The organism is Breoghania corrubedonensis, assembly GCF_003053845.1.
GTDB classification, from domain to species: domain Bacteria; phylum Pseudomonadota; class Alphaproteobacteria; order Rhizobiales; family Stappiaceae; genus Breoghania; species Breoghania corrubedonensis.
Map to the genome: position 1 here is coordinate 649686 of NZ_QAYG01000001.1, position 26999 is coordinate 676684.

The 26999-nt window shown below is 63.4% G+C and carries 24 protein-coding genes; 12 read left to right on the forward strand and 12 right to left on the reverse strand.

Annotation, left to right across the window (positions count from 1 at the left end; translation table 11 throughout):
• Positions 1 to 75 precede the first annotated feature (75 nt).
• The 4 genes from C8N35_RS02835 to C8N35_RS02850 all read left to right on the forward strand — a co-directional run bounded on the left by C8N35_RS02835 (position 76) and on the right by C8N35_RS02850 (position 3672).
• A complete protein-coding gene (locus C8N35_RS02835; RefSeq protein ID WP_428977083.1) occupies positions 76 to 1221 on the forward strand; it encodes a class I SAM-dependent rRNA methyltransferase in 1146 nt (381 codons plus the stop codon).
• Positions 1218 to 2060, forward strand: a complete 843-nt coding sequence (locus C8N35_RS02840; protein WP_107988089.1) for a TrmH family RNA methyltransferase — start codon at positions 1218 to 1220, stop codon at positions 2058 to 2060. The genes C8N35_RS02835 and C8N35_RS02840 overlap by 4 nt, the downstream gene beginning before the upstream one ends.
• A gap of 2 nt (positions 2061 to 2062) precedes the next feature.
• The gene (locus tag C8N35_RS02845; RefSeq protein WP_107988090.1) at positions 2063 to 2926 is read left to right on the forward strand and encodes an SDR family oxidoreductase; all 864 of its coding nucleotides are present in this window, start codon (positions 2063 to 2065) and stop codon (positions 2924 to 2926) included.
• A gap of 155 nt (positions 2927 to 3081) precedes the next feature.
• Positions 3082 to 3672: a carboxymuconolactone decarboxylase family protein gene (locus C8N35_RS02850; RefSeq protein ID WP_107988091.1), complete on the forward strand. Its 591-nt coding sequence runs from the start codon at positions 3082 to 3084 to the stop codon at positions 3670 to 3672.
• Between the two features lie 10 nt (positions 3673 to 3682).
• On the opposite strand, the gene C8N35_RS02855 is transcribed toward C8N35_RS02850, so the two are convergent.
• From C8N35_RS02855 to C8N35_RS02885, 7 genes are all read right to left on the reverse strand, one after another.
• On the reverse strand, positions 3683 to 4552 hold the full coding sequence (locus tag C8N35_RS02855; RefSeq protein WP_245926634.1) for an MBL fold metallo-hydrolase: 870 nt from the start codon (positions 4550 to 4552) through the stop codon (positions 3683 to 3685).
• Positions 4553 to 4677: 125 nt separating this feature from the next.
• Positions 4678 to 7497 carry an autotransporter outer membrane beta-barrel domain-containing protein gene (locus tag C8N35_RS02860; RefSeq protein WP_107988093.1) on the reverse strand — a complete coding sequence of 940 codons (2820 nt, stop codon included), beginning with the start codon at positions 7495 to 7497 and terminating at the stop codon, positions 4678 to 4680.
• Positions 7498 to 7668: 171 nt separating this feature from the next.
• Positions 7669 to 8307, reverse strand: coding sequence for a peroxiredoxin (locus C8N35_RS02865; RefSeq protein ID WP_107988094.1), 639 nt, complete (start codon positions 8305 to 8307; stop codon positions 7669 to 7671).
• A 180-nt stretch (positions 8308 to 8487) separates the two neighbouring features.
• Positions 8488 to 10293, reverse strand: coding sequence for a translation elongation factor 4 (gene lepA, locus C8N35_RS02870; protein ID WP_107988095.1), 1806 nt, complete (start codon positions 10291 to 10293; stop codon positions 8488 to 8490).
• Positions 10294 to 10578: 285 nt separating this feature from the next.
• Positions 10579 to 11091 carry an AAA family ATPase gene (locus C8N35_RS02875; RefSeq protein ID WP_210203371.1) on the reverse strand — a complete coding sequence of 171 codons (513 nt, stop codon included), beginning with the start codon at positions 11089 to 11091 and terminating at the stop codon, positions 10579 to 10581.
• Between the two features lie 38 nt (positions 11092 to 11129).
• Positions 11130 to 12167: a penicillin-insensitive murein endopeptidase gene (mepA, locus tag C8N35_RS02880; RefSeq protein ID WP_107989038.1), complete on the reverse strand. Its 1038-nt coding sequence runs from the start codon at positions 12165 to 12167 to the stop codon at positions 11130 to 11132.
• Positions 12168 to 12281: 114 nt separating this feature from the next.
• Positions 12282 to 13088: an alpha/beta hydrolase gene (locus C8N35_RS02885; protein WP_107988097.1), complete on the reverse strand. Its 807-nt coding sequence runs from the start codon at positions 13086 to 13088 to the stop codon at positions 12282 to 12284.
• Between the two features lie 72 nt (positions 13089 to 13160).
• Here C8N35_RS02885 and C8N35_RS02890 point away from each other — a divergent pair, with 72 nt between their 5' ends.
• The 5 genes from C8N35_RS02890 (at position 13161) to C8N35_RS02910 (ending at position 17125) form a co-directional block, all read left to right on the forward strand.
• Positions 13161 to 14306: a glycosyltransferase family 4 protein gene (locus tag C8N35_RS02890; RefSeq protein WP_245926636.1), complete on the forward strand. Its 1146-nt coding sequence runs from the start codon at positions 13161 to 13163 to the stop codon at positions 14304 to 14306.
• A 259-nt stretch (positions 14307 to 14565) separates the two neighbouring features.
• Positions 14566 to 15102 carry a translation initiation factor IF-3 gene (infC, locus tag C8N35_RS02895; RefSeq protein ID WP_107988098.1) on the forward strand — a complete coding sequence of 179 codons (537 nt, stop codon included), beginning with the start codon at positions 14566 to 14568 and terminating at the stop codon, positions 15100 to 15102.
• Positions 15103 to 15351: 249 nt separating this feature from the next.
• Positions 15352 to 15549: a 50S ribosomal protein L35 gene (rpmI, locus tag C8N35_RS02900; RefSeq protein ID WP_107988099.1), complete on the forward strand. Its 198-nt coding sequence runs from the start codon at positions 15352 to 15354 to the stop codon at positions 15547 to 15549.
• A gap of 36 nt (positions 15550 to 15585) precedes the next feature.
• Positions 15586 to 15942 (forward strand): 50S ribosomal protein L20, encoded by a 357-nt coding sequence (gene rplT / locus C8N35_RS02905; RefSeq protein ID WP_107988100.1) that lies wholly within the window; start codon positions 15586 to 15588, stop codon positions 15940 to 15942.
• A gap of 181 nt (positions 15943 to 16123) precedes the next feature.
• On the forward strand, positions 16124 to 17125 hold the full coding sequence (locus C8N35_RS02910; protein ID WP_107988101.1) for an LLM class flavin-dependent oxidoreductase: 1002 nt from the start codon (positions 16124 to 16126) through the stop codon (positions 17123 to 17125).
• A 21-nt stretch (positions 17126 to 17146) separates the two neighbouring features.
• On the opposite strand, the gene C8N35_RS02915 is transcribed toward C8N35_RS02910, so the two are convergent.
• Positions 17147 to 17773: a glutathione S-transferase family protein gene (locus C8N35_RS02915; protein ID WP_107988102.1), complete on the reverse strand. Its 627-nt coding sequence runs from the start codon at positions 17771 to 17773 to the stop codon at positions 17147 to 17149.
• A 225-nt stretch (positions 17774 to 17998) separates the two neighbouring features.
• Between C8N35_RS02915 and C8N35_RS02920 the strand changes: the two genes are divergently transcribed.
• Positions 17999 to 19060, forward strand: coding sequence for an aromatic ring-hydroxylating oxygenase subunit alpha (locus C8N35_RS02920; RefSeq protein WP_107988103.1), 1062 nt, complete (start codon positions 17999 to 18001; stop codon positions 19058 to 19060).
• 10 nt (positions 19061 to 19070) lie between these two features.
• Here the strand turns inward: C8N35_RS02920 and C8N35_RS02925 are convergent, their stop codons facing one another.
• Complete coding sequence (locus C8N35_RS02925) at positions 19071 to 19889, reverse strand: methyltransferase (protein WP_107988104.1); 819 nt, start codon at positions 19887 to 19889, stop codon at positions 19071 to 19073.
• A gap of 558 nt (positions 19890 to 20447) precedes the next feature.
• Between C8N35_RS02925 and pheS the strand changes: the two genes are divergently transcribed.
• Together pheS and pheT are read left to right on the forward strand one after the other, a co-directional pair.
• Entirely contained in the window at positions 20448 to 21530 is a 1083-nt protein-coding gene (gene pheS / locus C8N35_RS02930) for a phenylalanine--tRNA ligase subunit alpha (RefSeq protein ID WP_107988105.1), read from the forward strand.
• Between the two features lie 46 nt (positions 21531 to 21576).
• Positions 21577 to 23994, forward strand: coding sequence for a phenylalanine--tRNA ligase subunit beta (gene pheT, locus C8N35_RS02935; RefSeq protein WP_107988106.1), 2418 nt, complete (start codon positions 21577 to 21579; stop codon positions 23992 to 23994).
• Positions 23995 to 24010: 16 nt separating this feature from the next.
• Here pheT and C8N35_RS02940 read toward each other — a convergent pair whose 3' ends face one another.
• From C8N35_RS02940 to C8N35_RS02950, 3 genes are all read right to left on the reverse strand, one after another.
• A complete protein-coding gene (locus C8N35_RS02940; protein WP_107989040.1) occupies positions 24011 to 24988 on the reverse strand; it encodes a zinc metalloprotease HtpX in 978 nt (325 codons plus the stop codon).
• A 144-nt stretch (positions 24989 to 25132) separates the two neighbouring features.
• On the reverse strand, positions 25133 to 26629 hold the full coding sequence (locus C8N35_RS02945; protein ID WP_107988107.1) for a methyl-accepting chemotaxis protein: 1497 nt from the start codon (positions 26627 to 26629) through the stop codon (positions 25133 to 25135).
• Positions 26629 to 26973: a hypothetical protein gene (locus C8N35_RS02950; RefSeq protein WP_146177334.1), complete on the reverse strand. Its 345-nt coding sequence runs from the start codon at positions 26971 to 26973 to the stop codon at positions 26629 to 26631. The genes C8N35_RS02945 and C8N35_RS02950 overlap by 1 nt, the downstream gene beginning before the upstream one ends.
• Between the last annotated feature and the right edge of the window lie 26 nt (positions 26974 to 26999).

The following is a 26999-nucleotide window of genomic DNA, read 5'->3' on the forward strand; positions in this document are numbered from 1 at the left end:
ACTAGTCTTATAGCTTGTCGGCTCGACAGCAGGTTGACAAGCGGCCGAAAACAAAAAAGTTCCGCCAACTGGCGATTGACCGTGAGGCGAGCCCGCCCTAAGCCAGCGGCGACGCTTTCTTGCCGAAAAGAGGATGCCTTGGCCCGCAAGCCGCCCCGCCAGCCCCGAAGCCGTTCCAATGCCCAGCCGCCTGCCCGTGCAGGCGCGAGCAAGAATGCGCGCCCTACAAAAAAGCGCGAGGAATCGCCTCTCACCACGGACAAGGAGATCGCGCCCGATACGTTCCGTGTTGCTCCGAAGGGCGAGAAGAACGTGACAGGCCGCTGGCCTGTCATGCTGGAAACAACGGGGTGGGCGGACTACGAGCTTCTCGACATGGGCGACGGCGAGAAGCTGGAGCGTTACGGACCGCATGTGATCCGCCGGCCGGAAGCCCAGGCCATGGGCGCGCGACGGCTCGCCGCCACACATTGGGAGCAGGCGGATGCCACCTTTACCGGCGATATCGAAGAGGAAGGCCCCGGCCGCTGGCGTTTCAAGCGGGAATTGCCGGAGACATGGCAGATGCGTGTGGGGGCGGCGCGCTTCAACGGCCGTTTCATGTCCTTTCGCCATGTGGGCGTGTTCCCCGAGCAGATCGCACACTGGGAGTGGACAGAGGCGCGTATTCGCGAAGCATCCCGGCGCGAGGCTTCGCGTCCGCCGAAAGTGCTGAACCTTTTCGGCTATACAGGGCTCGCCTCGCTCCTCGCCGCGCATGCGGGGGCCGAGGTCACCCATGTCGACGCGTCGAAGAAAGCGATCGGCTGGGCGCGCGAGAACCAGGCGCTGTCGGGAATGGACGACCTTCCGATCCGCTGGATCTGCGACGACGCGATGAAGTTCATCGCCCGCGAGGCGCGTCGCGGCAACACCTATGACGGCATCGTTCTCGATCCGCCGAAATACGGCCGGGGGCCCAAGGGCGAGGTCTGGGACCTCTTCCGCGACCTGCCGGCGATGCTCGATCTGGTGCGCTCCGTCATGGCGAAGGAAGCGAGTTTCGTCATCCTGTCGATCTACGCGATCCGGGCGTCCTTCCTTTCCAACCATGAACTGATGATGGACGTGATGCACGATCTGCCCGGCACGGTTGAATCCGGCGAACTGGTGATCCGCGAAACGGGCATCGGCGAGCGTGCGTTGTCCACCTCGCTGTTTTCCCGCTGGAGCGCCGAATGAGCCCCGAGAAGAACGAGGCCGGACGTCCCGGCCAGGTCAAGACCGTGACCAGCGTTTCCAACCCGGTCATCAAGGACATCCGCGCGCTCGTCTCCCAGCGCAAGCGGCGCAAGGAGGCGGGGCTCTTCGTCGCCGAAGGACTGAAGCTCGTCACCGACGCGATGCAGGCCGGCTGGCCGATCAGGACGCTGGTCTTTGGCGGCGAGGTGCGCGATCAGCCGATGGTGTCGAAGGCGGCCGCCACCGCAAGGGCGCGCGGTGCGCTGGTGCTCGACGTCTCGCGCGCCGTCCTGACCTCGATCACGCGGCGCGACAATCCGCAGATGGTGGTCGGCGTCTTCGAACAGCAATGGGCCGTGCCGGGCAAAATCGCCGCGAAGGATGCAGCCCTGTGGATCGGCCTCGACGAGGTGCGCGATCCCGGCAATCTCGGCACGATCGTGCGGACCGCCGATGCTGTTGGCGCCGACGGCGTCGTGCTGATCGGTGACACGACCGATCCGTTCGCGGTCGAAGCGGTGCGCGCGACGATGGGCTCGATCTTCTACGTGCCACTCGTACGCATGAGCCGGCCCGAATTCCTGAAGTGGCGGACAAGATGGCCGGGCGTGGTCGTCGGTACTCACCTCAAGGGCGAAACCGACTACCGCAAGGCCGACTATTCCGGCCCTGTCTTGCTGCTGATGGGCACAGAGCAATCGGGACTGCCGGAAGAGATGGCGGACGCCTGTTCCCAGCTCGTGCGCATCCCGCAGGCCGGAAAGGCCGACAGCCTCAACCTCGCGGTAGCAACCGCCGTCATGCTGTTCGAGATCAAACGCAAGACACTGGAGCTTTGACAATGCGGCTGTTCGTTTTCGGTCTCGGTTATTCCGCGAACGCCTTCGTTGAGAACATGCGTGACCGGCTTGACTGGATCGGCGGCACGACACGGTCGCAGGCGAAAGCCGAAAACCTGCGCAAGGCAGGCATCGAGCCTTTCCTGTTCGACGGACAAGCACCCGGGCAAGGTATCGCCGAGGCCCTGAGCCGGGCGACGCATGTGCTCGTCTCGATCGCACCGGATGCGGGCGGCGATCCTGTCCTGGCCCATCATCGCGCGGATCTCGTTGCGGCTCGTGCGGACTGGATCGGCTATCTCTCCACAGTCGGCGTCTATGGCGATCATGACGGAGCCTGGATCGACGAGGAAACGGATATGGTGCCTCGTTCGGAGCGTTCCGTACGCCGGGTGGCAGCGGAGAATGCCTGGCTCGACCTGGCGAAGGAAACGGGGTTTCCCATCGGCATCTTCCGGCTGTCGGGCATTTACGGGCCGGGCAAGAACGCCTTCGTCAATCTGGAGAAAGGTACGGCGCGACGGCTGATCAAACCGGGGCAGGTCTTCAACCGCATTCATGTGGAAGATATCGCCGGCGCCCTGGAAGCCTCTCTCGCGCATCCTGCAACGCGCGTCTACAACGTCACCGACGACGAGCCGTGCCCGCCACAGGACGTGGTCGAGTATGCGGCGGATCTGATGGGGCTCCCTTGCCCGCCGGCGATCGATTTCGAAACGGCGGACCTCTCGCCGATGGCGCGTTCGTTTTATGGCGAGAACAAGCGGGTCTCCAATTGGCGCATAAAAGAGGAATTGGGCTACCGGTTCCGCTATCCGACCTACCGCTCCGCGCTCAAGCACATGCTGGCGGAAGGTTGGCGATAGGCAGGGTATAAATTGGCGCTGGAACCTGCCGAAGAGTGGCTCGCATGCTCCGTTCCCGTGTTTGCGCCGGCAAGCGACGTCTGTTCGCAAATTCGACCTTTCTGAGGACGGTCCGCTGCCCTACGCTCCCTTGATCAACGACGGGGAGGAGAAACATGGCGCACATTCCGCCGCTTGCGCGCGACACGCATGCCGACTTCAAGGAGCGCTTCGACCATTACGAGACGACGCGCGGCTTCATTCCGAATTCGATCCTGACCATGCAGCGCCGGCCGGGGATCGCCGCAGCCTTCATGGAACTCAACAAGGCTGTGCTCTACGAAGGCACGGTGCCGGAGGAACTGAAGATGCTGGTGAGCCTGATCGCCAGCCAGGCCTCGGGCTGCCGCTACTGCCAGGCGCACATGGCGAACCTCGCCTCGATCTACAAGGCATCCGACGCCCGGATCCGCGCCGTGTGGGAGTATGAGACGAGCGATCTCTTCTCGGACGCGGAACGCGCCGCGCTCAACCTCGCCTTCAAGGCCTCGATCGTACCCAATGCCGTCGAAGAGGCGGATTTCGCGGCGGTGAGGGCCCATTTCGATGAAGGCCAGATCGTCGAGATCGTCGGCACCATTGCGCTCTTCGGCTATCTCAACCGCTGGAACGACACGATGGCGACGGATCTGGAAGAGCACGCGCTTCAGCTCGCCGATCGTGTGCTGTCCCCGGTTTCCTGGGAGGCCGGCAAGCACGCGGGGTAATGCCGTTCGCTCAATATCCCGGCAGCACGAGGATCTTCGGCCTCTCCGGCAGCGCATTCAGAGAAAGTACGAACGATGGTCCCGCGTTCACCTCCACCCGCACCTCCCTGCCCATATCGGCGAGGAACCGGTTGAAGCTGATCTGGCCGAAATAGTGCATGGGGAGAATGATCGAGGAACGCAGGCGGCGCGCCACTTCCAGCATGCCTTCGCTGCCCATCGTGTAGCTGCCGTCGACGGGAACCATCAGCACGTCGATCCGGCCGATCCGAGCGTAATGATCGTCGGTGAGGCGATGGTGCAGGTGGCCGAGATGACCGATGCACAGACCCGCGACCTCGAAGATGAAGATCGAATTCCCGTCCGCCTCCATGGTTTGTCCGCCGGCACGGATGTCGGTCGTGACGTTGCGGATCAGCACGTCATCGACCTGGAGATGGTACCTGGCCGGGCCCTCGCCGGTAGCCCAGCCGCGCAGCACATGCTCGATCGCCGGATCAGGGAGGTGCGTGTAGTGGCTCGAATGGGCGTGGTTCATGGTCACCACGCGCGGAATGGTGCCCCCGGCATAGCCGTTATAATCGGTCGCGATGGTGACGCCGGCAGCACTCTCTATCAGGAAGGTGGAATGGCCGACGAAGGTGATGCTGACATCGTGGGGTGAAAGCGTATTGCCTGTCGCGGCAAGGCGAAAGGGTGGCCGCGCATCCGCGATCGCCAGACAATGGCTGACCGGTGGTCCGTCGAGCGCCTGTGCTGAAAGCGCGCCCGCCGCACTTGCCGCAGGCGCGGCGAGGCAGGCAAGGATGAGCATCGCGACGGCGGCAACGCCATGCATCCAACCGATCACGTCGGCTCTACAGACGGCGGACTTCGTCATGACGGCCCTCCCTCACCCTGATCAGGCAAGCTTACCCTCAACACCGCAGCCCTCAAATGGCGCGGGGAAGGAAAGCGGCGCAAATCCTCGTGAGTGACAGCCGTCGGTCTCGCCGTCCGCGCCCTTCAGAAGCGGACGGAAAGGCGTCCCGCGAAGCTGTGGTCCCTGCTGTCGTCCGCGAACTGGCCGGAATAGCTCACGTCCACATGCACATCCGGCGAGACGGTGATGTCGAGCCCAGCTTCCACAAGCGCCGCGTCATCGGCAATCGGCGTTCCCGAAACCGTGAAGGAATTGCCTCCGGAAAAGGCCGCGGTGATGGAGCTGTCCACATCGCCGAAGGCATGACGCCAGCCAATCCCGCCCGATAGGGTGGCGTCAACATCGTTCAGGAGCTGGAACGCGGAGGACAGACGAAGACCCAGCGTCGTGAAGCCGACATCGGCATCGCTGTCTTTCACCGTCAGCCCTGCGGCCGTCGTCTCTGTATAGCCATCGGTGTGAACGCCGACATAGGCAAGCCCCGCATAGGGATCGAGCGTCACGCCGCGATACGGCACGGCATAATCCGCCTCGCCGAAGACCTGCAGCGTGCGCGCGTCATAGGACGCCTGCGGGCGATAGGTCGTGGCACCAATGGTGGCGCCGCGCGTACTCTCCACATCGTGCCAGGTGTTGGCTGCGCCGAAACTGAACGTCATTGGCCCGAAAGCAGCACCGCCATAGGTGGCCAGGGTGTAGGTCCTGGAGTTGGACGACGAGGCCAGATCGTCGACATCGTAAAAGCTGCGCCCATAGCCAGCCGCAAGCCCCAACCGGAAGACCTCGCCAAAGGCCATGTCCGCGCCCGCCATCACCCCGGCGGACGAGCGGTCCATCGAGGAACCGCCTCGGCCGATCGTGCCGATACTGCCGTAGGCCTTGCCCCAGACATTGAGGCCGAGCGGTTCATCCGGATTGTCGCCGTGGGTGCCAATGGCGCCCGTGGACACATTGCCGAATGCGGTACGGACCCGGCCGTTCATGATGGAACGCAAGTCGGCGGTATCGAGGGCCATCGCGCTCGCGGTGCTCGCATGTGCCTCGCCGGACAGCCCGGCGAAGGCGGTGCGCGCGTCTGCGGTGCTCAGGCTGGCGATCTCGTTGTAGAGACCCGACCCCGACCCCATCCCTTCCACGGCTGCGCCCACCTGGCGCTGGGCGGATGTTGCCGCGATATCGGCGAAGGCGACGGAAGAACGGGAGACGTCAAGAGAGACGGCATTTGTGCCATAGGACAGGCTGAACGTCAGAAACGGCAAATCGGCCGCCTTCTCGAGATCATCAAACGTTGTGGCGATCGTATTGCCGGCGGTCAGGATCGTGTAGCTTGTGCCGACGGTATAGAGGCCGGAGGCATCGGAGATCACAACGGTGCCGGCAAGCGTGGCAGTTCCCGCGACCTTGATAAGGCCGGTGGCGCCCGCATTGTCGATCGTCACCGTGTAGGCCGCACCATTCAACTGGGTAAAGTCGCCGCCGACATCGAGTGTGCCCGCAACAGCGAGCGACCCGGCGCTGAGGTCGACATTCCGGGAATAGTTCTGATCTCCGACGAGCGTCCAGTCGCCGCCCGCAACGTTCAGTACCTCGAAGTTCTTCACATCGGCGATCGAGCCCTGTTCGAACCCGTCCAGATTGAGCGTGTCGGTGCCGTCTCCGCCGTCGATCGTGCCCTTGAAGAGAGAGCCGGTGACAGCGGTCAAGGTGTCGTTTCCGCCGCCCATATCCAGTGCCAAACCGTTGGCGCCGGAAATCGTCCCGGAATTCGAGACTTCGTCGTCCTGGTTGCCGACGAGCCTGATGCCGTAGCCGTTCAAACCCGCGATCGTGCCTTCGTTGGCGATATAGGTCGCATAGGGGGCGGCGCCGTTGTCACTGTCATCGATCAGGATACCATTGCCTGCCCCGCTGATCCGCGAGGAGCTGCCCAGATTGAGAATGGAGCCGCCACCGGCCGCTATGCCCTCGGATGTGTTCGCCGAACCGTCCTTCTCACCCTTGGCACCGGTTCCCTGGATCGTGCCGTAATTGGTGATATCGGCCAGACCGTCGATATCGACCCCGTCGCCGTCGCCATCCGTCGATACGTTATCGACCGTTCCGGTAATGGTGCCGTAATTCGTCACGGTACCGTCGCCATCCGATCCGACGCCGGATCCGTTGCGGCCGATGATCGTGGCCGATTCCTCGTTTGTGACGTCCAGGTCCGTATCGGTGGTGATGCCGTGATGCGCGCCCGAGATCAGGCCGTAGTTACGGATCGTGGCGGTATTTCCCTGCAGATCGATACCATCCGATTTGCTGTCGGCTCCATCGTAGGCCACGATCTCCCCATAGTTGATCACCGTTGCGCCGCCCGGACGCAACGCGTCGGCAGCCGTCGACTGGATCACACCTGTCTTGGCATTGGTGATCGTGACGGTCAGATCCTTGTCCGACAGGTCATCCAGGTCGATAGCCTGACCATCGCCGGTAGAAATGATCGTGCCGGAATTCTCGATCGTGACGACGCCTTCGACGCCCTTCTTGCCGGCTTTCAACTTGATGGCATCGTCATAACCGGAGATCGTCGCGCCGTCCGTGTTGACGATCTTCAGGTAAAGTTCGCCGTCTTTATCGGACTCGATCGCACGGTCGTCGGAGGACGCGATCGTGCCGGAATTGGTGAGGGTGACACCGCCGCTGTCGGAGTTGTTGACGTAGACGGCCGGATCACCCGCCACATCGACGGCGCCGCCGGCCTCTACCGTCAGACTGTCGCTGCCGTTCAGTTCGATCTGGGAGGAGACCGTCTCGTCCGGCCCGACGACCGTATCGCCCGCCAAGGCGGCCAGGGGCGCGACGGAACTCAAAAGGATGGCCACAAGCGCGACGTTTGCCACGCGTACGGATGATGTCGACATGAAGGACGCCCCCAAAGCACAGATTTGAACTGTGCCTATCGAGGGTCTGTGACATTCCGATAACAGTCGAGTCGATGTCCGGTGCCATTTGCGAACGGCGTCACGCACAGAGAGGGCCCGGCGGGATCGCCAGACCCTGATTGATTGAGATCGTCGTCGGGAGGTCGGCGATCACGCGTCGGGTTGGGCAACCATGCGCAGATAAGGCTTCAGCGTGCGGAAGCCGTCCGGGAACGCCTTCTTCGCGTCCTCGTCGGACACGGTCGGAACGATGATGACATCCTCGCCGTGCATCCAGTTGGCAGGCGTTGCAACCTTGTGCTTCGCAGTGAGCTGAAGCGAATCCACCACGCGCAGCACTTCATTGAAATTGCGCCCCGTGGAGGCGGGGTACTCGATCTTCAGCTTGATCTTCTTGTCCGGCCCGATGACGAAGAGCGAACGCACCGTCGCCGTATTGTCCGCGTTCGGATGGATCATGCCGTAGGCGGTCGCGACCGTTTTCGAAGGATCGGCGATCAGAGGGAAGTTCAGCGCGACACCCTGCGTCTCCTCGATATCGCCAATCCAGGCGCGATGATCCTCGATCGGATCGACCGAGAGGCCGAAGACCTTCACGCCACGCCTGTCGAATTCGTCCTTGAGCTTCGCCGTCATGCCCAGCTCGGTGGTGCACACGGGCGTGAAATCGGCGGGGTGAGAGAAAAGGATAGCCCAGTGACCGTCGATGGCATCGTGGAAATGCAGCGGACCTTGCGTGGTCTCGACTTCGAAGTCCGGAGCGGTATCACCGAGAAGAAGCGCGGACATGAAAACCTCCTGATCGCAAAAAGGGAAAATCAAACCTAACGGCAGCGCACATAAAAATCTAACGGCAGCGCAAAAAATAAAGGCCAGAGCGCGACCGCCCGAAGACGATCGCGAACCGGCCATCCAAATTCAATAGGCGAAATTCAATCGGTAAACGTCCCGCAGCAAAGTGCGGACAGATCAATCTTCCATCTTGAGCGCCTGGATGAACGCTTCCTGCGGAATTTCCACCTTGCCGAACTGGCGCATGCGCTTCTTGCCCTCCTTCTGCTTGTCGAGCAGCTTGCGCTTGCGGGTGGCGTCGCCGCCATAGCACTTGGCCGTGACGTCCTTGCGGAGCGCCGACAGCGTCTCGCGGGCGATCACCTTGGCGCCGATGGCGGCCTGGATCGGGATCTTGAACATGTGCCGCGGGATCAGTTCCTTGAGCTTCTCGCACATGGCGCGTCCGCGGCGTTCGGCTTGGCTGCGGTGGACGAGCACGGAAAGCGCATCGACCGGCTCATCGTTCACCAGGATCGACATCCTGACCAGATCGCCCGCGCGGTAATCGGTGAGATGGTAATCAAACGAGGCGTAGCCCTTGGAGACGGACTTCAGCCGATCGTAGAAATCGAACACCACCTCGTTGAGCGGCAGGTCGTAGACCACCATCGCACGCGAGCCGACATAGGACAGGTCGACCTGAATTCCGCGCCGGTCCTGGCAGAGCTTGAGGATCGCGCCGAGATATTCGTCCGGCGTCATGACCGTCGCACGGATCCAGGGCTCCCGGATCTCCTCGATCTTGACCACATCCGGCATGTCGGCCGGATTGTGCAGCTCGATCTCGGTGCCATCGGTCAGCGACATCTCGTAGACCACCGAAGGCGCAGTGGCGATGAGATCGAGATCGAATTCGCGCTCGAGCCGCTCCTGGATGATTTCCAGATGCAGAAGCCCCAGAAACCCGCAGCGAAAGCCGAAACCGAGGGCGGCGGAGGTTTCCATCTCGAAGGAGAAGCTCGCGTCGTTGAGGCGCAGCTTGCCCATTGCGGAGCGCAGATCCTCGAAGTCGGCCGCATCAACCGGGAACAGGCCGCAGAAGACCACCGGCTGGGCCGGTTTGAAGCCCGGCAGGGCCTGCGCACAGGGCTTGCGGTCATCGGTGATGGTGTCGCCGACGCGAGTGTCCGCCACCTCCTTGATGGAGGCCGTGAACACGCCGATCTCACCCGGCAACAGCTCTTCCTTGACCAGCAGCTTCGGCGTCATCACGCCGACGCGGTCGACATCGTAGACGGCACCGGTACGCATCATGCGGATGCGCTGACCCTTCTTCAAGGAACCGTCGATGATGCGCACCAGCACCATCACGCCGAGATAGGCGTCGTACCAGCTGTCGACCAGCATGGCCTTCAGCGTCGCATCCGGATCGCCTTCGGGAGGCGGCAGGCGGTGGACGATCGCCTCCAGCACATCCTCGATACCAAGGCCGGTCTTCGCGGAGATCATGACCGCATCGGAGGCATCGAGACCGATCACATCCTCGATCTGTTGCTTGATGCGATCGGGTTCGGCCGCGGGCAGATCGATCTTGTTGAGGACGGGGACGATCTCGTGATCGTTGTCGAGCGCCTGGTAGACGTTGGCGAGCGTCTGTGCCTCCACGCCCTGGCTTGCATCGACCACCAGCAGCGAGCCTTCGCAGGCAGCGAGCGAGCGCGAGACCTCGTAGGCGAAGTCGACGTGGCCCGGGGTGTCGATCAGGTTCAGGAAATATTGCTTGCCGTCCTTGGCATTGTAGATCAGCCGGACGGTCTGCGCCTTGATCGTGATGCCGCGTTCCCGCTCGATGTCCATCGAGTCGAGCACCTGCTCCTTCATTTCGCGCGCGGCGACGGTGCCGGTCGACTGGATCAGCCGGTCGGCCAGCGTCGACTTGCCGTGGTCGATGTGGGCGACAATGGAGAAGTTGCGGATGTGGTCGAGTTTCTGCGTCGTCATGGCCGCTCAGATAGCATTGAGCGCTGCCGGCGCAAAGCGGAATTGGTGAACGGGTGGACGAAGGGCACAAAAACGAAGAGGGCCGCACATGGCGGCCCTCCGTGAGATCGATATGACCTTGGGTCCGGATCAGATCCCGACGGAACCGCACGTTGCCAGAGGTTGCTCCTGCACCGACACCTTCCGCCCAGACATCAGGGCCATAGTCAGGGTCTCACTCGACATGGGCTCACCTCCTTTCGATTGTTGACGACGGTTGCGGAAATAGTGCTTGGCCGGGTCCCTTCAAGAGCACCCGGCGCGATCGCGCACATCGCTCAGGAATCCGTCAATCTCGGCAGCTCTGGTAAAACGGTAGCAGGACTTGTCAGTGAGGGCGCCTTCGTGAAGCCGGCGCATCTTCTCCCGCGCGGTCTTGCGGGTTCTCCAGATCCAGACCAGAAACGATATATCGAAGCGCTCGGGGCAGCCCGGCGGAAGATCCGGGCGGGCGTATCCATAATGACGCAACGTGCGCCTGAGGACGCGAAACATGCGCAATGGCAGCGGCACGTCGAGCCAGATCAACGTGTCGCAGCGTTCCAGCCGATCCGCCCAGGTGGGCGAATGCCCACCCTCGAAAATCCAGCACGGCCGGGCATGGGCTTCCAGACAGAGCACGTCGACCTCCGCCTTTGGGCGCAGAACCCAACCGCTCTGCCAAAGCAACTGGTCGATATGAACGACCGGCAGGCCCGTAACCTGCGCGAGCGAACGCGCAAGCGTGGACTTGCCCGAACCGGGTTGTCCGACAATCATGACACGCCGCATCACGCCACCTTTCGCGTCGCCTCAACTCAGCGCGCCTGCAACACCGCGATACATTGCTTCGGCAACGCCGCGAGCGTCAGCGGAGGCTTCGGCTTCGCCGGCTTTGCGTCAGGCTTGGGCACCCAGGGTTCATCCGACATCCACCAGGCGAGAGCCTTGCCGCAGCCATCGCCCGGAGGCGGAGCCGCCTGGTTCTGGCAGGCACCGTCTCCGGCAGGACATTTCAGCCGAACGTGGAAATGATAGTGGTGGCCCCACCAGGGCCGCACCACCCGCAGCCATGCGCGGTCCCCTGTCTCGAACACGCACAAGGCCTTCTTGATGCCGGGCGAGACGAAGATGCGAGCAACGCGGGGATCCTTGGCGGCGCGGCGGATGAGCCGGGCATGGGCAGCCGTGAATTTCTTCGGATCGACCGTGCGGTCCGCTCCGGCAACATCCAGGCGGCCGCGCAGCATGGAGACGGCCGAGACGTTTTCCCGCTCGGACGCAGTCATGATGTGATCGGGCATCTGTTTCAGCCAGATATCCGCATCGAGACCGATCTGGTGGCTGGCATGGCCCGAGGTCATGGGCCCGCCGCGCGGCTGCGCCATGTCACCGATCATCAGCCCGCGCCAGCCGAGCTTCGGCGCATCGCGGCCCAGATCTTCCAGATAGTCGATCAGTTCCGGCTGGCCCCAGAAGCGATTGCGCGACAAACGCATGACCTGGAAGCCCGGGCCGTTTTGTGGAAGCGCGACGGCGCCGGCCTGACAGCCCTTGGCATAGGAGCCGATAGCCTGAGGTTTCATCGGCGCGGGGCCGGTCATCTTGCCGAAGAAATCGCGGGCCGGAGTGTTCATGCGCACCGTTATCGGGGCCTGAACGTGCGCCTGCAGGCGCGAGGGGGCCGATGCCCTGGCCGGCGGCACCACGGGGGAACCCGACGGCGTTGCCGCACCTGTTGGTTTGGGAACGGGGAGCGTGGCTTGCGCCCACACCGGCGAGGGCGACAAGGCGGACACGGAGGCAAGGACCAACGCTGCACGGACGGCCCAGAAAACCGGCGCGAAATGGCGCATCATCCGTTTCTCCTTTCCCAAAGATCGCCATGTCGCACAGACGATTCGCTGGCACCAATTGAGTGTGGCAATCGTGAGTACATTGTGGCCTTGCGGCGGGCAAAAAACGCGGGATCAGCCGCCGCGGCCTTCTGCACCCAACACCGCCCCGCCGACACCGAATTCTGCAAGCGCGGGCAGAAGGCGCCCTTCGATATCCTGCGGACGCGAAAGGCGATGATCTCCGTCGCGGATCAAGGTGACGGTCACGTCGCTTGACGGCAGGCGCGACACCAGTTCCATCGCGTGCTGCCACGGCACATCCGTATCCTGCATGCCCTGAAGGATGCGTACCGGACAGCCGGGATCGATGGAGGAGCCCAGAACAAGGTTCCTGCGCCCGTCCTCGATCAGCTCGCGGGTGTAGATATATGGCTCGTCGGCGTATTCGGACGGACGTTCGTAGCGCCCTGTGGTCTCGATCTGGTGCTTCACGTCGTCCGGGAATTCCTTCCACAGGAGTTCCTCGGTGAAATCGGGTGCTGGGGCAACGAGCACCAGACCAGCGACATTGCCGCTCTGCTTGCGTGACAGGGCGAGCAGGAGTGCAAGCCACCCGCCCATCGACGAGCCGATGATGACGGTCGGCTGCTGGCAGAAACGGTCGAAGACGGCCTGCGTCTCCTCCAGCCAGCGCGAGATGGTGCCTTCGACGAATTCGCCGCCCGATTCGCCGTGGCCGGAATAGTCGAACCGCGTCACCGCATTGCCGGCCTCGCGGGCGACGCGTGCAACCTCCACCACCTTGGAGCCCAGCATGTCGGACTTGAAGCCGGACAGCCAGATGACCCCGGGCGCCTTGCCCGGTTCGTGGCGCACGGCGATCTGCCTCGACGCAGAGCCTTCGCCCACGGAAAGGAATTGCGGTTCGCGCTCACTCATCTAATAGGTTTCCCGTCAAATGCCTCGCCCCCGGATTCGGGTGTCGCACAGGCGCAAGGAGAAGAAAACCCCGTGACGACGATCCTTCAGGTGGTGCCCGAACTTGAAACCGGTGGCGTGGAGCGCACGGCGGTCGACATCGCGCAAGCCTGCAGGGCGCGCGGCTGGCGGGCCCTGGTGGCAAGCCAGGGCGGGCGTCTGGTGGCCGAACTGGAGGCCGTCGGCGGCGAGCACATCGCCATGCCGCTCGCCTCGAAAAACCCGTTCATCATGGCCGCAAACGCAGGCAGGCTCGCGGAAATCGTGCGCCGCGAGCAGGTGTCCCTCGTTCATGCCCGCAGCCGCGCGCCCGCCTGGTCCGCGCTTCATGCGGCACGAAAGACCGCCGTGCCCTTCGTCACCACCTATCATGGCGCCTATGGCCAGAAGAACGCGCTCAAGAGCCTCTACAATTCCGTGATGGCACGGGGCGATGCGGTCATCGCCAATTCGCACTACACGGCCGGACTGATCCGCGACAGACACGGCGTATCGGGCGAGCGCGTAACGGTGATCCATCGCGGCACGAATATCGCCGAGATCGCCCATGTTCCGCAGGAGCGCATCGCCACGCTTCGCACCGCATGGGGCGTGGATGCGGGCACGCGCGTGGTGCTCCAACTTGCCCGGCTCACGGCCTGGAAAGGACAGGGCGTCACGATCGACGCGTTCGCCGCCCTTGAACCGACGCTTCGCTCGGGCTGCATGCTGATCCTCGCCGGAGATGCGCAGGGCCGGGAGAATTACGTTTCCGAACTGGAGGCGCGTATCGCTGAGCACGGCCTTGCCGGACGCGTCCGCCTTGTGGGCCACTGCGCGGATGTGGCAGCCGCCATGAACGCGGCCGACGTTGTCGCCGTTTCCTCCATCGAACCGGAAGCCTTCGGCCGTGCGGCGGTCGAGGCACAGGCCGCCGGCCGGCCCGTCATCGTCTCTGACCTCGGCGCTGTTCCCGAGACCGTGATCGCGCCACCGCAGGTTGCGGCCAACGAGCGCACCGGCTGGCGCATCGCGGCGAACGACTCGCCCGCACTCGCCGAAACGCTACAAGAGGCGCTGATGCTCGATCCTGCCGGACGGGAGGCCCTCGCCGCGCGCGCGCGGGCCAATGCGGCCCGTTTCTCGCTGGAAGCGATGTGCGACGCCACGCTTGCGGTCTATAGCCGCCTTCTCGTCTAAACCATTGGAAATTAGCCCTTCCGCGCCTATATGGGATGGCGTGAGGCGATACGACACTCCCCACTTGCTTTGGCGAGCTTGGTTGACTTTTCCGCACTTTCGCGGAATTCTGACGTTTGCAACGTAAGCGCGCTGACCTTGATGCCCTGCTCGTGCGCATGCCGGGCGGGGCGGAGTTGCTTCCGGCAACCCAAAGGGCCTTTGTCGCGTTTCGTCTCTATTCGAACCACGATCGGCAATTACAGAGGAGATACCGACCATTCGCCGTCCGTTCCGCGCACCGCCGCCCCAAAAGGAGGGGCCGCGCATTAACGAAGACATTCGCGTTCGCGAAGTCCAGTTGATCGACCACGAAGGCCAGAACCGGGGCATTGTCCCGGTGGAAGAGGCTATGGGAATCGCCGGGGATGCCGGCCTAGACCTCGTGGAGATTCAGCCGAACGCAAATCCGCCCGTTTGCAAGATTCTTGACTACGGCCGCCACAAGTACCAGGCGCAGAAAAAGGCCGCCGAGGCCCGCAAGAAGCAGAAGACCGTCGAGCTCAAGGAAGTGAAGATGCGTCCCAACATCGACATCCACGACTACGGGGTGAAGATGAAGAGCATGCTGCGCTTCTTCGACGATGGCGACAAGGTGAAGGTCACCCTGCGCTTCCGTGGCCGTGAAATGGCGCATCAGGACCTCGGCTACAAGCTGATGCAGAAGGTCAAGGAAGAGACCGCGGAGATCGCCAAGGTGGAGTTCGAGCCCAAGGTCGAAGGCCGCCAGATGATCATGATCCTGGCGCCGCGCTAAGGCGACAGGATCGATTACGGTTTCGAATGTTCAATGCCCGGCCCCTGTGCCGGGCATTTTGCTTTTGCAAACCGCATGGAAGCTGAAATCCCCGGCTTGCATTCCGCGTCCCTTCCTCCTATAAACCCGCGGTTCCGAGCCGCCCGGCGCAAAGGGCATGCCGCGGTGGCTCACGAATGCATCCAAAGATCAGCGGCTTCGCCGACCCCGTCTGGGGACGGGCTGGGCCGCGCCAAGAAAGGACGCAAAATGCCCAAGATGAAGACGAAATCGGGCGCGAAGAAGCGCTTCAAGGTGACGGCGTCGGGCCGGGTGAAAGTCGCCCAGGCCGGCAAGCGGCACGGCATGATCAAGCGGACGAAGAAGTTCATCCGCAATGCCCGCGGCACGATGGTCCTCGCGGATCAGGATGCCAGGATCGTCAAGAAGTACATGCCCTACCTCTGAAGGTAGCGGTCCAGAAGACGACGAGGAGATCAGCCAATGTCGCGCGTCAAACGGGGCGTTACCGCCCATGCCCGTCACAAGAAAGTAATCAAGGCTGCGAAGGGCTATTACGGCCGCCGCAAGAACACCATCCGCGTTGCCAAGCAGGCGGTGGAGAAGGCCGGCCAGTACGCCTATCGCGACCGCAAGGTTCGCAAGCGGAATTTCCGCGCGCTGTGGATCCAGCGCATCAACGCCGCAACCCGTGAGCACGGCCTGAACTACGGCCGCTTCATCGACGGGTTGAACAAGGCCGGTGTGGAAGTCGACCGCAAGGTTCTTTCCGATCTCGCCATCAGTCAGCCGGAAGCCTTCAAGGCGCTGGTCGACAAGGCGCAGGCGGCTCTCGCCTGAGGCTATCAAGGCCTGAAGAGTTGAGAAAAGGGCGTGCCCGCCGGGCGCGCCCTTTTTGTTTGTCCTGGCCTGTTTGTCCGGGCAGGGCGCAGCGGCATACCCGCGCCACCCATTGGACCTTCTCCTTCGTCTCCCTATCTTCCGATAGAAACCAAAATCCCACGACCGGAAGGTTCCCCCAATGAAACTCTCCGTCCTCGATCTTGCCTTTGTCGGCGAAGGCGAGACCCCGCGCGAGGCGTTGCACCACTCCCTCGACCTCGCCCGGCACGTCGAAAAGCTTGGCTACGAGCGATTCTGGCTCGCCGAGCATCACAACATGATCGGCATCGCGAGCGCGGCGACCTCCCTCGTCATCGGATACATCGCGGCCGGCACCTCGACACTGCGCGTCGGGGCCGGCGGCATCATGCTGCCAAACCATTCCCCGCTTGTGATCGCGGAGCAGTTCGGCACGCTCGAAACGCTCTATCCCGGCCGCATCGACCTTGGTCTCGGCCGGGCTCCGGGAACGGACCAGGTGACGCTTCGCGCGCTTCGCCGTACCTACGAGAGCGCGGAGAACTTTCCCCAGGACGTTGTGGAACTGCAGGCCCTTCTGGCGCCGGCGGGCGAAAACCAGCTCGTGCGGGCCGTACCGGGCGCCGGCACCAACGTGCCGTTGTGGATCCTCGGATCGAGCCTGTTCGGCGCCAAGCTCGCCGCCATGCTCGGCCTGCCCTACGCTTTCGCCTCCCATTTCGCGCCGCAGGCGATGGAGCAGGCACTCGCGGTCTATCGTGCGGAATTCGAACCGTCAGGCGTCATCGACAAGCCCTATGCCATGGTCGGGGCGAACGTTTTCGCGGCGCGCACCGATGCCGAGGCGAAACGGCAGGCAACGTCGCTGCAAATGCGCTTCACCGGCATGATGCGGGGGGAACGCGGCCTGACCAAACCGCCCATTGACGATATCGAGAGCTACTGGACGCCAATGGAAAAGGCGCGAGTGGAAGAGATGATGCGCTGCACGTTCGTCGGCGCGCCCGACACGCTGGAACGCCAGCTTTCCGACTTCGCCGCGCGCGTGCGGCCGGACGAGATCATCGTTTCATCCTCGATCTACGATCACGCAGTGCGGCTTGATTCCTACGAGATCCTGGCCGAAGTTGGCGCCCGCGTCTCGGCCCGGGAAGCCGCTTAGAAAGCCGCCCAGGGCCACACCCTAGTTCGGCGGAACGAACGCCTGCGAGATCTCGATGAAATCGGGAAGCGCCTCGCAGGCCCGCGAATGGGCTGCGAGGTGCGGAAAGCGGTCCGCATCAAACAGATCGCCATGGGCCTCGCGCACGAAGCGAAGCGCGCAGGCGACCGCGATGTCGGCATGACCGAGCTGCTCGCCGAACCACCAGGGGCCGCGGCGGGCGGCGCGATCGCGTTCGAGGGCCGTCAGCACGTCGGCGATCTGGGCGCGGCAGCGGTCGATCCACATGTCGGATGTCGCCTCGTGCAGCGCGCGTTCGTAGACGAGTGCCACGGCCTTGTCGGCAAGCCCGGTGCCCAGCGCGGCGATCTTCAGCGCCTGCCGGCGCTTGATACCGCTCTCGGCGATCAGGGCACGCGCACGCCCGGCCGTTTCATCGAGATAATCGAGGATGGCGGAACTCTCGATCAGCACTTCGCCGTCATCGAGAACGAGTGTCGGCACGCGCCGCATCGGGTTGATGGCGGCAACCTTCTCCGCGTCGGCGAAGACGGACCAGGGCCGATGTTCGAAGCCGATGCCGTAGAGCCTCATCGCGATGGCGACACGGCGGACGAAGGGGGAATCGAACTGACCGATGAGGATCACGGGCACCTCCCGACTGAGCAATGGGCAGGACCGGGGAAAAGGCCGTGTCCCGGCCGAGTATCAAAACCGAGATCAAGAAAAAGCGCCAGTACAAACACGTAGGGTGTTTCATCATGCCGCCGATGCGGGCCACCCGCGGGCTTGTTCGCGAATGCTGTCTTGAGGCGGCCACACCAAACGGCTACACCGCAATCAGACGACCGTTAGGCCAAGAGGCAGGGGCGCATGGACAATCTCAAGGCGGAACTTCTACGCGGCCTTTGGTACGTGGCGACAGTCGGCTCCGACATCGCGCCTGGCAAGATGATCACCAAGAAGCTGATGGGAGAGCTCGTCCTGATCGGCCGCGACGCGAAAGGACGCGTCTTCGCGCTGCGCGACATCTGTCCCCATCGCGGCATCCCGCTGTCCTACGGCCGTTTCGACGGAGAGACAGTGCAGTGCTGTTATCACGGCTGGCGGTTCGATACCTCCGGCACCTGCACCGAGATCCCCTCGACCCACGAATACCAGACGATCGACCTTTCCAAGATCACCTGCGGTGCCTACCCTTGCATGGAGCGGCAGGGGCTGATCTGGATCTATTTTGCCGAAAACGGCGAGGCGCCAGCGGAAGGCCGTCAGCCGGAACCGCCGATGCTGCCGGGTTTTGCCGAGAACGATGGGCCGAAGCTAGCCATCATTCAGCCCTTCGACTGCTCGGTCGACCATGCGGCACTGGGCCTGATGGACCCGACGCATGCAGCCTTCGTGCACACCTCGTGGTGGTTCAAGAAGAACGGTGCGAAGCTTCGCGCGAAGGTCAAGGAATTCGCCCCCTCCGAACTCGGCTGGGCGATGGTACGCCACAAGATCCCGCCGCAGAACATCGCCTATCGCTATCTGCTCGGCGACAATGTCACCACCGAGATCTCCTATCGCCTGCCGGGTCTCAGGATCGAGCATATCGAAGGTGACAAGCACCAGGTGCTGGGGCTGACGACGATCACCCCGATCGACGAGGATCATACCGAGGTGCGGCAGATCTTCTGGGCAAGCATGGGCTGGATCGCGCCGCTGAAGCCGCTGTTCCGACATCTGATGAACGTCTTCCTCGGCCAGGACCGCCGCGTCGTCATCCAGCAACGCGAGGGGCTCGTCTACAACCCCAAGCTCATGCTGATCAACGACGCGGACACGCAAGGACGCTGGTGGATGCAGCTCAAGCGCGAATGGACTGCGTCGGGCAAGGCCGGGCGTCCGTTCGAAAACCCGGTCAAGGCGAAGACGCTGCGCTGGATGAGCTGACGATCAAGGGTCAGGTCGCGCGGCTACCGACAGCGGGCTTGCGCCCCCACGTCATGGTGAAATCGTATCCGGCTGCACGGAAGCCGGGACGGTCCATCAGGCGGATGAAGGCATCCAGCGCGTCCTCGTCGATAAACCCGTCCGCGACCATCTGCGGGCCGATGGCAAGGGCGGTATCGCGATAGAAACCCGTTGCGGCCAGGGTCGGCGTATCTCGGCCGCCCTGGAGATACGCCGTCTCACCGTAGCTTTCGACAGCCTCCAGCCCGGCGCGCGACAGGCGCAGCGCAAGGCTGCGGCCGAGTTTGTAATCAATATCGCGGCTCTCGCTCCATGCGCAGAAAGCCCGCCAATAGAAAACCCATTCGGGGATCGTGCAGGCCCACATCGGCCCGATATCGGGCTCCATCACGACCAGCAATCCGCCAGGCTTCAGCGCTCCTGTCAGGCGCGAGATGACCTCATTCCTTTCCGGCAGATGATGCAGGACGTTGCGGGCGAGGATCAGGTCGAAGCCGGAACCGTCCGACTGCTGAAGAATCGGATCGCGAACCAGATCGAGCGGACGCACCTCGATACCGTTGCCGACAATCCGGTCCAGAAAGCTCGTTTCCAGGTCCGTGCAGACGACACGACCCGAGGGCCCGATACACTCGGCAATCCAGCGCGACATCGACCCGTTTCCCGCCCCGACTTCAAGACAGGCCCAGCCCTTGGCGAGACCGAGCGTTTCCAGCCTGAACCTGACGTATGGATCAAGAAGCGACGACAGCAAGCCCAGCCGGCCCTCCTCGACCGGATTGTCGTGTGGCAGCACATATACCGACATGAATTCCTCCCATTATGAAATACGTCATTTGAAATGGAGGCAGCATACCCGCGCTGCCGACTTGGCGTCAGCCCGGATCCAGACGGCAGCGCTCACATTTTCTTGTCAAAGCGAGCAAGTCCCGCAGGTGATCCGGGCTTTTGCTGGGCGACAGGCCCATTTTTCCGGCGAATGAAACGGACGGCAGCCCCCCGATTGAACCTTGCGCTCGGCCCGGTGCCGGGTATGATCGCCGGGCTTTGCCACGAGGCTTTCGATGTATTTCGGTAACCGACAGCGCCAGAACGCGATCCCGATGCGGGGCTCCGCAATGGCGGACGTGCGCGCGTTGCCGCGACCGGCCCGGCCTGCGCTTCGCCTGTCCCTGCCGGCCCATCAGGGCCCTGCCTGCGGGCGATTTAGAAACGTCTGCTGATCGCGTCAGGCGTCAGGCCGGTGCGAGACGTGCACCCCTTGGACCCACACGCTGTGGATTGTCCTGACGTTTCTGCTAAAAGACCCATCGACATTCCGCCGCTGCCCGCGCGAACCCGCGCGGCGCGAAGACATCGAGTAAACATGTCCGATCTTCAAACCCTGGAATCCGAACTGACGGCCGCCATCGAGGCGGCCGGAGACGAAGCGGCGCTCGAGGCCGTGCGCGTGGGCGCGCTCGGCAAGAAGGGCGTCGTTTCCGAAAAAATGAAAACGCTGGGCAAGATGAGTCCGGAAGAGCGCCAGACCATGGGGCCTGCGCTGAACGGCCTCAAGGCACGCATCGCGGACGCGATCGCCGCACGCAAGGACGTGCTGGAAGATGCAGCCCTTGATGCCCGTCTTGCCTCCGAACGCGTTGACGTCACCCTGCCGGTCCGCCCCGGCCCGGCGACGCAAGGACGCATTCATCCGGTTTCGCACGTCATCGACGAGTTGACCGCAATCTTCGCCGACATGGGCTTTTCGATCGCCGAAGGGCCAGACATCGAAAGCGACGAATACAACTTCACCGCGCTCAACTTCCCCGAGGGTCATCCAGCCCGCGAGATGCACGACACGTTCTTCTTCCCGCAAAAGGAAGACGGCGACCGGCTGCTGCTGCGCACGCACACCTCCACCGTGCAGATCCATACGATGCGCGAGAGCGAACCGCCGCACCGGGTGATCATTCCCGGGCGGACATACCGGTGCGACAGCGACCAGACGCACACGCCGATGTTCCACCAGGTCGAAGGGCTCGTCATCGACAAGGGCAGCCATATCGGCCACCTGAAATGGGTGCTGCAGGAATTTTGCAAGGCGTTCTTCGAGGTCGACGACATCAAGATGCGGTTCCGGCCGTCGTTCTTCCCCTTCACCGAACCCTCCATGGAGGTCGATATCGGCTGCGAATTCGCCGGTAACGAGATCCGCATTGGCGAGGGCAACGACTGGCTGGAAATCCTGGGCTGCGGCATGGTGCATCCCAACGTGCTCAGGAATTGCGGGCTCGACCCGGACGTCTACCAGGGCTTTGCCTGGGGCATGGGCATCGACCGCATCGCCATGCTGAAGTACGGCATGCCGGACCTGCGCGCCTTCTTCGACGCGGACCTCAGGTGGATCAAGCATTACGGCTTCCGCCCGCTCGACCTGCCGACCCTGTTCGGGGGCCTGAGCGCATGACGCGCCAGCCCGCCGCCGTCCCCTTTTCCGCGAGTAGAGCGATCCAATGAAATTCACCCTATCCTGGCTCAAGGATCATCTGGAAACGGATGCCTCGCTCGACGAGATCGTCGAGACGCTGACGATGATCGGCCTCGAGGTCGAGGAAGTCATCGACCCGGCCGCGAAACTCGCGCCGTTCCATATCGCCAAGGTGCTGGAGGCCAAGCCGCATCCCAATGCCGACCGGCTGAAGGTCCTTACCGTGGATGCCGGCACCGGCGAACCGTTGCAGATCGTGTGCGGCGCGCCAAACGCGCGCGCCGGCCTCGTCGGCGTGCTGGCGCGACCGGGCGACTACGTTCCCGGCATCGACGTCACGCTCTCCGTCGGCAAGATCCGCGACGTTGAAAGCTTCGGCATGATGTGCTCGGAGCGCGAGCTGGAGCTGTCCGACGAGCACAACGGCATCATCGACCTGCCCGAGGACGCTCCTGTCGGAGCAAACTATGCCGCGTGGGCTGGGCTCGATGATCCGGTCATCGACATCGCGATCACGCCGAACCGCTCGGATTGCCTTGGCGTGCACGGTGTTGCGCGCGACCTGGCGGCGACGGGCCTCGGCAAGCTGATCGAGCCGCGCCGCGAGCCGGTGCATGGCAATGGCCCCTGCCCCGTTTCCGTGAAGCTCGCCTTCGGCGACACGCCTTCGCTGTGCCCGGCCTTCGGCCTCAGGCTCGTCAAGGGCGTGAAAAACGGGGCAAGCCCGAAGTGGATGCAGCAGCGTCTCATCGCGATCGGTCTCAGGCCCATCAACGCGCTGGTCGATATCACCAACTACATGACCTACGATCGCGGCCGGCCGCTGCATGTCTTCGATGCGGCCAAGGTGACGGGTGATCTCGTGGTGCGCCGGGGACGCGTGGGCGAAAAGGTACTCGCGCTTGACGGAAAGGAATACGCGGTCGACCAGACCATTTGCGTCATCGCCGACGACAAGGGCCTTGAGTCAGTTGCCGGCATCATGGGCGGCGAGATGTCGGGTTGTTCGGAAGAGACCACCGACGTGCTGGTGGAATCGGCGCTGTGGGAGCCGATCAACATCGCCCAGACCGGGCGCAAGCTCGGCCTCAATTCCGATGCCCGCTACCGTTTCGAGCGCGGCGTCGATCCCGCATTCATGATTCAGGGGCTGGAAGAGGCTACGCGTCTCGTCATCGATCTGTGCGGCGGCACGGCGAGCGACATGACGATCACGGGCGAGGTGCCGGACCACGATCACATCGTCGACTTCCCCCTTTCGGAGGTGAAGCGGCTGTCGGGCCTCGAGGTCTCGCCGGCGGAGATGAAGGTGGTACTGACGCGCCTTGGCTTCTGGGTGTCGGGAACCGGATCGATCTGGAAGGTCGCCGTGCCGAGCTGGCGGCCCGATATCGAGGGCAAGGCGGATCTCGTGGAAGAGGTCATGCGCATCGTCGGCGTCGACAAGGTGCCGACGACCGCTCTGCCACGGCTCGACACCGTGGGACGGCAAGTGCTGACAACGGGCCAGGTCCGGCGCAACAAGGCGCGCCGCATGCTGGCCGCGCGCGGCCTCAACGAGGCGGTCACCTGGTCGTTCATTCCGCATGATCATGCCGTTGCTTTCGGTGGCGGCAAGGCGGAGGTCGTTCTCGCCAACCCGATCTCCAGCGACATGTCGGACATGCGGCCGAGCCTGATCCCGGGCCTTCTTTCCGCTGCCCAGCGCAATGCGGACCGCGGCAACGGCGACGTGGCGCTGTTCGAGGTTGGCCAGGTCTTTCATGGCGACCGGCGCGAGGATCAGAAGATGGTGGCTGCCGGCGTGCGCCGGGGCACCGCGGTCATGGCCGGCGCCGGACGACACTGGTCGGCCTCCGCGCCGACCGTCTCCGTCTTCGATTCCAAGGCCGACGCGATTGCGGCTCTGGAGGCGATCGGCGCACCGACGGACAATCTTCAGGTCTTTGCCGAGGCGCCCGAGTGGTATCATCCCGGCCGCTCCGGCACGCTTCGCCTTGGCCCGAAGAACGTGCTCGCGTCATTTGGCGAGATGCACCCCAAGGTGCTGAAGAAGCTCGATGTCGAAGGGCCGCTGGTGGCTTTCGAGGTCTATCTCGATGCCGTCCCCCAGCCCAAGGGCAAGGCCAGCCGAAGCAAGGGCGCGCTTGCGATTTCCGGACTGACGCCGGTGCGCCGCGACTTCGCTTTCGTCGTAGACGAGACCATAGAGGCGGATAAGGTTCTGCGAGCGGCCCGCTCGGCAGAAAAGACCCTTATCCAGAGCGTGAACGTCTTTGACGTCTATCGTGGGACGGGCGTGCCGGAAGGCAGGAAGTCGATCGCGATCGACGTCACCCTGCAGCCGGTGGAGAAGACGCTGACGGAAGAGGACATCGAAGCCATCGCGGCCAAGATCGTCGCAGGCGTGGAGAAGGCGACGGGCGGCTCGCTCAGGAGCTGAGCCGGCTCGCAGTTCTTCAATACCAATGGCCAAGGCCGCGCACACGCATGCGCGGCCTTCCCACCGAAGGCACCAGCGACCGGCCCACCTTGGCCTTTTGATCGGGATAGCGATCGCGCCCGCCGGCGCCGGGAACCAGCTCCATGATCCGGCGCACGCGCTCTTCGGTCGTCGGATGCGTGCGCAGCAGCGAGGGCTCGGGGATCCGTGAGCCCGGCAGTGTCATCGCCTCCCACATGCGCCCCTGGATCTTCTCGAGCTTTACCAGAGCCGCCGCCAGCCCTTCCGGATCGCCGGTCAACGCGACCGCATCGAGGTCCGCGTCGTATTCGCGCGTGCGCGACAGGGCGAGTTGCAGGAGACCGCCGACGGTCGGCGCCGCCAGAAGCAGCAGAATGCCCAGCCAAGGCACCCCGGTGCCGGTGGACACCAGCATCGGCAAATTGAAGAGCAACACGAAAAGGCCGATCATCGACATCGAGCTGGTCATGCGGGAGACGACGTCGGCAAGTGCCATGACGCGGATATCGCCGTTGGCGACATGGCTCAATTCATGCGCCATCACGCCGGCGAATTCGCGCAGGGAAAGCTGGCGTAGCAAACCGTCCGTCACACAGACCACAGCATCCTCGCGCCCACCCACCGTAAAGGCATTGAGCATCCGGCTCGGCACGAAATAGAGTTCAGGTGCGGCCGGAAGATCCGCGCGGACAGAAAGCTCGCGGATGATGTCGTGGCCTTCGGGAAAGACGTGCTCCGGCAGGCGGCGCGCGCGATAGAGCTTCAGCACGAATTTCGGGGATACGTTGGAAGCGAAATACAGGGAGAGCGCGCCTCCGATCGTGACCCATACCACGCCCTCCAGCCCGGCCAGTGCCCAGGCGCATACGGCGAGCAGCATGAGACTGCCACCGGCAAGCAGCCATGTGTGCAACAGGTTGAGGAGTTTGTGCTGTCTGCGGACGGTCGGACTGAGGCGCTGCGGTTCCATCATGATCATCATATAGGAAGCAAAGGCGGGCTTCGCATCCCGGCGCCAGCGCCAGTGCGGTTCGGAAGGCCCGCCAGGAGCGGACGACGCAAAGGGGCCCAACGATAAACGCCGAGCCCCCATTTCGGTTTCGCGCGGGATGTCGCGTCAGGCAGCGACGTCCTTCAGGAAAGCGTCGACAGCTTCGTTGAGCGCGGACGCCTGGCTGGCCACATCAGAGGCCGCCCGTTTCACATCGGATGCGGACCTGGTCGTTTCGCCGACATCCCCCTGCAGACTGGAGATCGTCTCCACCACATGACGCGTGCCGCCGGCCGCCTGGGCGACGTTTTGCGAGATCTCGCTGGTCGCCGAGCCCTGCTGGTCCATCGCCGCCGCGATGGAGGCGGTGTAGCTGTTGACCTCTTCCATGGTTTCGCTGATCGAACCGATCGTCTTGACCGCATCGACCGTGGATTCCTGGATTGCGGAGATCTGGGCGCTGATTTCCTCCGTCGCCTTGGAGGTCTGGGTTGCGAGATCCTTCACCTCCGCCGCAACGACGGCGAACCCCTTGCCGGCTTCCCCCGCCCTCGCCGCTTCTATGGTGGCATTGAGCGCCAGAAGATTGGTCTGCTCCGCGATCGCCTGGATCAACCCGACCACTTCGCCGATCTTGGTCGACGCGGCCGCAAGGCCCTCGACCTTTTCGTTCGACGTGCGCGCACCTTGCGTCGCCTTGACGACGACGCCGGTGGTCTTCTCGATCTGTCTGCGGATTTCACCGATGGAAGCGGACAGCTCTTCCGCGGCGCTCGCCACCGTCTGGACGTTGGACGAGGCCTGATCGGATACGGTAACAGTATCGATGACGCGCCTCGACGTATTGTCCGCAACGCCCGAAAGCGTATCGGCCGTGCCACTCATGGTCTGGGTCCGTGCCATGATCGCATCCAGCCGCTCGCGGATCTCGCCTCGGAATGTCTCGATGCGCGCGGTGATATGCGCCTGCTTCTGTCGCTCCTGCGCCCCGCGTGCTTCCTCCGCTTCCAGCAGCGTCGCGGATTGCGAGCGCGCATCGGTCGCCTGATCGACCGCCAGCTTGGATGCCGCGAAAGCCTTCGTCAGCCTGTCCACGAGCCAGACGAGAACCGCAAGCTCGATGATGACGACCGACGCATGGACGACGACCCGCAGGAAATTGGCCCCGTCGGGAAAGACGGCGTAGGGAAACAGGAAATTAAGAACCAGGTGATGGATGGCGACGATCGCCGAATAGGCGACCAGTGCGCGCCAGTCCACCCAACCGGCCAACATCGCCATGACAGCGAAGAAATACATGTGCGCGTCGATCTGGAACGACGCCGCGCTGTCACCACCAGCGAGCGCGAACACGAGCAGACTGACCATCGCCGCCATGGAGACGGCGGAGACCAATCGCGTCATCAGGCCAGTGGCATCGCGCATCCAGGAAAAGGTCGTCGCCGTGCCGAGCGCGATTGCCATGACCGAGATGGCCATATCCGGCCCGCCATCGTGGTAGAATGCGACCGCGATGACAAGAACGACGTTGAACCAGGCGATGCCGACGAGTGCCCGGGCGAATTGCGGACGCAGGGCATCCAGCGAGGTCGGACGGGAATCGGATTGCACGTTCTCACTCATCAAAATGCTCTCTGTTCTACAAGACAGGCCCCCGCGGCCGCGGGATCGGCAACGATCCATGCTCCAGCCGTATAGAGGCGGTTGACAAAATCCGGCCGTGGGGATGACGCGACGACGATCCAGTCGGCGAAACCGGAACGCACGAACCGGCCGTCCGCCGCCGCAATGACTTCCATCGCCGCGGACGGCGATTGCCACGGAGCCACCATGACCGCCACCTGATCGCCCGATCTCGGAACGAGCCCGATCATGACGATCCCGACAGCAACGGCAGTGCAAAAGACCAAAAAGAAGAACCAATCGCGCATTTTCACAATGAGCGTTTCCTCTACCGCACGCTCCATGCGAACCATTCTTACGTAGAGATATT

What these genes read in the sequence shown, in the direction of transcription:
- C8N35_RS02840 (WP_107988089.1), top strand. Translation starts at nt 1,218, where the DNA reads ATGAGCCCCGAGAAGAACGAGGCCGGACGTCCCGGCCAGGTCAAGACC.
- C8N35_RS02845 (WP_107988090.1), top strand. Translation starts at nt 2,063, where the DNA reads ATGCGGCTGTTCGTTTTCGGTCTCGGTTATTCCGCGAACGCCTTCGTT.
- C8N35_RS02850 (WP_107988091.1), top strand. Translation starts at nt 3,082, where the DNA reads ATGGCGCACATTCCGCCGCTTGCGCGCGACACGCATGCCGACTTCAAG.
- C8N35_RS02855 (WP_245926634.1), bottom strand. Translation starts at nt 4,552, where the DNA reads ATGACGAAGTCCGCCGTCTGTAGAGCCGACGTGATCGGTTGGATGCAT.
- C8N35_RS02860 (WP_107988093.1), bottom strand. Translation starts at nt 7,497, where the DNA reads ATGTCGACATCATCCGTACGCGTGGCAAACGTCGCGCTTGTGGCCATC.
- C8N35_RS02865 (WP_107988094.1), bottom strand. Translation starts at nt 8,307, where the DNA reads ATGTCCGCGCTTCTTCTCGGTGATACCGCTCCGGACTTCGAAGTCGAG.
- lepA (WP_107988095.1), bottom strand. Translation starts at nt 10,293, where the DNA reads ATGACGACGCAGAAACTCGACCACATCCGCAACTTCTCCATTGTCGCC.
- C8N35_RS02875 (WP_210203371.1), bottom strand. Translation starts at nt 11,091, where the DNA reads ATGATTGTCGGACAACCCGGTTCGGGCAAGTCCACGCTTGCGCGTTCG.
- mepA (WP_107989038.1), bottom strand. Translation starts at nt 12,167, where the DNA reads ATGCGCCATTTCGCGCCGGTTTTCTGGGCCGTCCGTGCAGCGTTGGTC.
- C8N35_RS02885 (WP_107988097.1), bottom strand. Translation starts at nt 13,088, where the DNA reads ATGAGTGAGCGCGAACCGCAATTCCTTTCCGTGGGCGAAGGCTCTGCG.
- rpmI (WP_107988099.1), top strand. Translation starts at nt 15,352, where the DNA reads ATGCCCAAGATGAAGACGAAATCGGGCGCGAAGAAGCGCTTCAAGGTG.
- rplT (WP_107988100.1), top strand. Translation starts at nt 15,586, where the DNA reads ATGTCGCGCGTCAAACGGGGCGTTACCGCCCATGCCCGTCACAAGAAA.
- C8N35_RS02910 (WP_107988101.1), top strand. Translation starts at nt 16,124, where the DNA reads ATGAAACTCTCCGTCCTCGATCTTGCCTTTGTCGGCGAAGGCGAGACC.
- C8N35_RS02920 (WP_107988103.1), top strand. Translation starts at nt 17,999, where the DNA reads ATGGACAATCTCAAGGCGGAACTTCTACGCGGCCTTTGGTACGTGGCG.
- C8N35_RS02925 (WP_107988104.1), bottom strand. Translation starts at nt 19,889, where the DNA reads ATGTCGGTATATGTGCTGCCACACGACAATCCGGTCGAGGAGGGCCGG.
- pheS (WP_107988105.1), top strand. Translation starts at nt 20,448, where the DNA reads ATGTCCGATCTTCAAACCCTGGAATCCGAACTGACGGCCGCCATCGAG.
- pheT (WP_107988106.1), top strand. Translation starts at nt 21,577, where the DNA reads ATGAAATTCACCCTATCCTGGCTCAAGGATCATCTGGAAACGGATGCC.
- C8N35_RS02940 (WP_107989040.1), bottom strand. Translation starts at nt 24,988, where the DNA reads ATGATGGAACCGCAGCGCCTCAGTCCGACCGTCCGCAGACAGCACAAA.
- C8N35_RS02945 (WP_107988107.1), bottom strand. Translation starts at nt 26,629, where the DNA reads ATGAGTGAGAACGTGCAATCCGATTCCCGTCCGACCTCGCTGGATGCC.
- C8N35_RS02950 (WP_146177334.1), bottom strand. Translation starts at nt 26,973, where the DNA reads ATGGAGCGTGCGGTAGAGGAAACGCTCATTGTGAAAATGCGCGATTGG.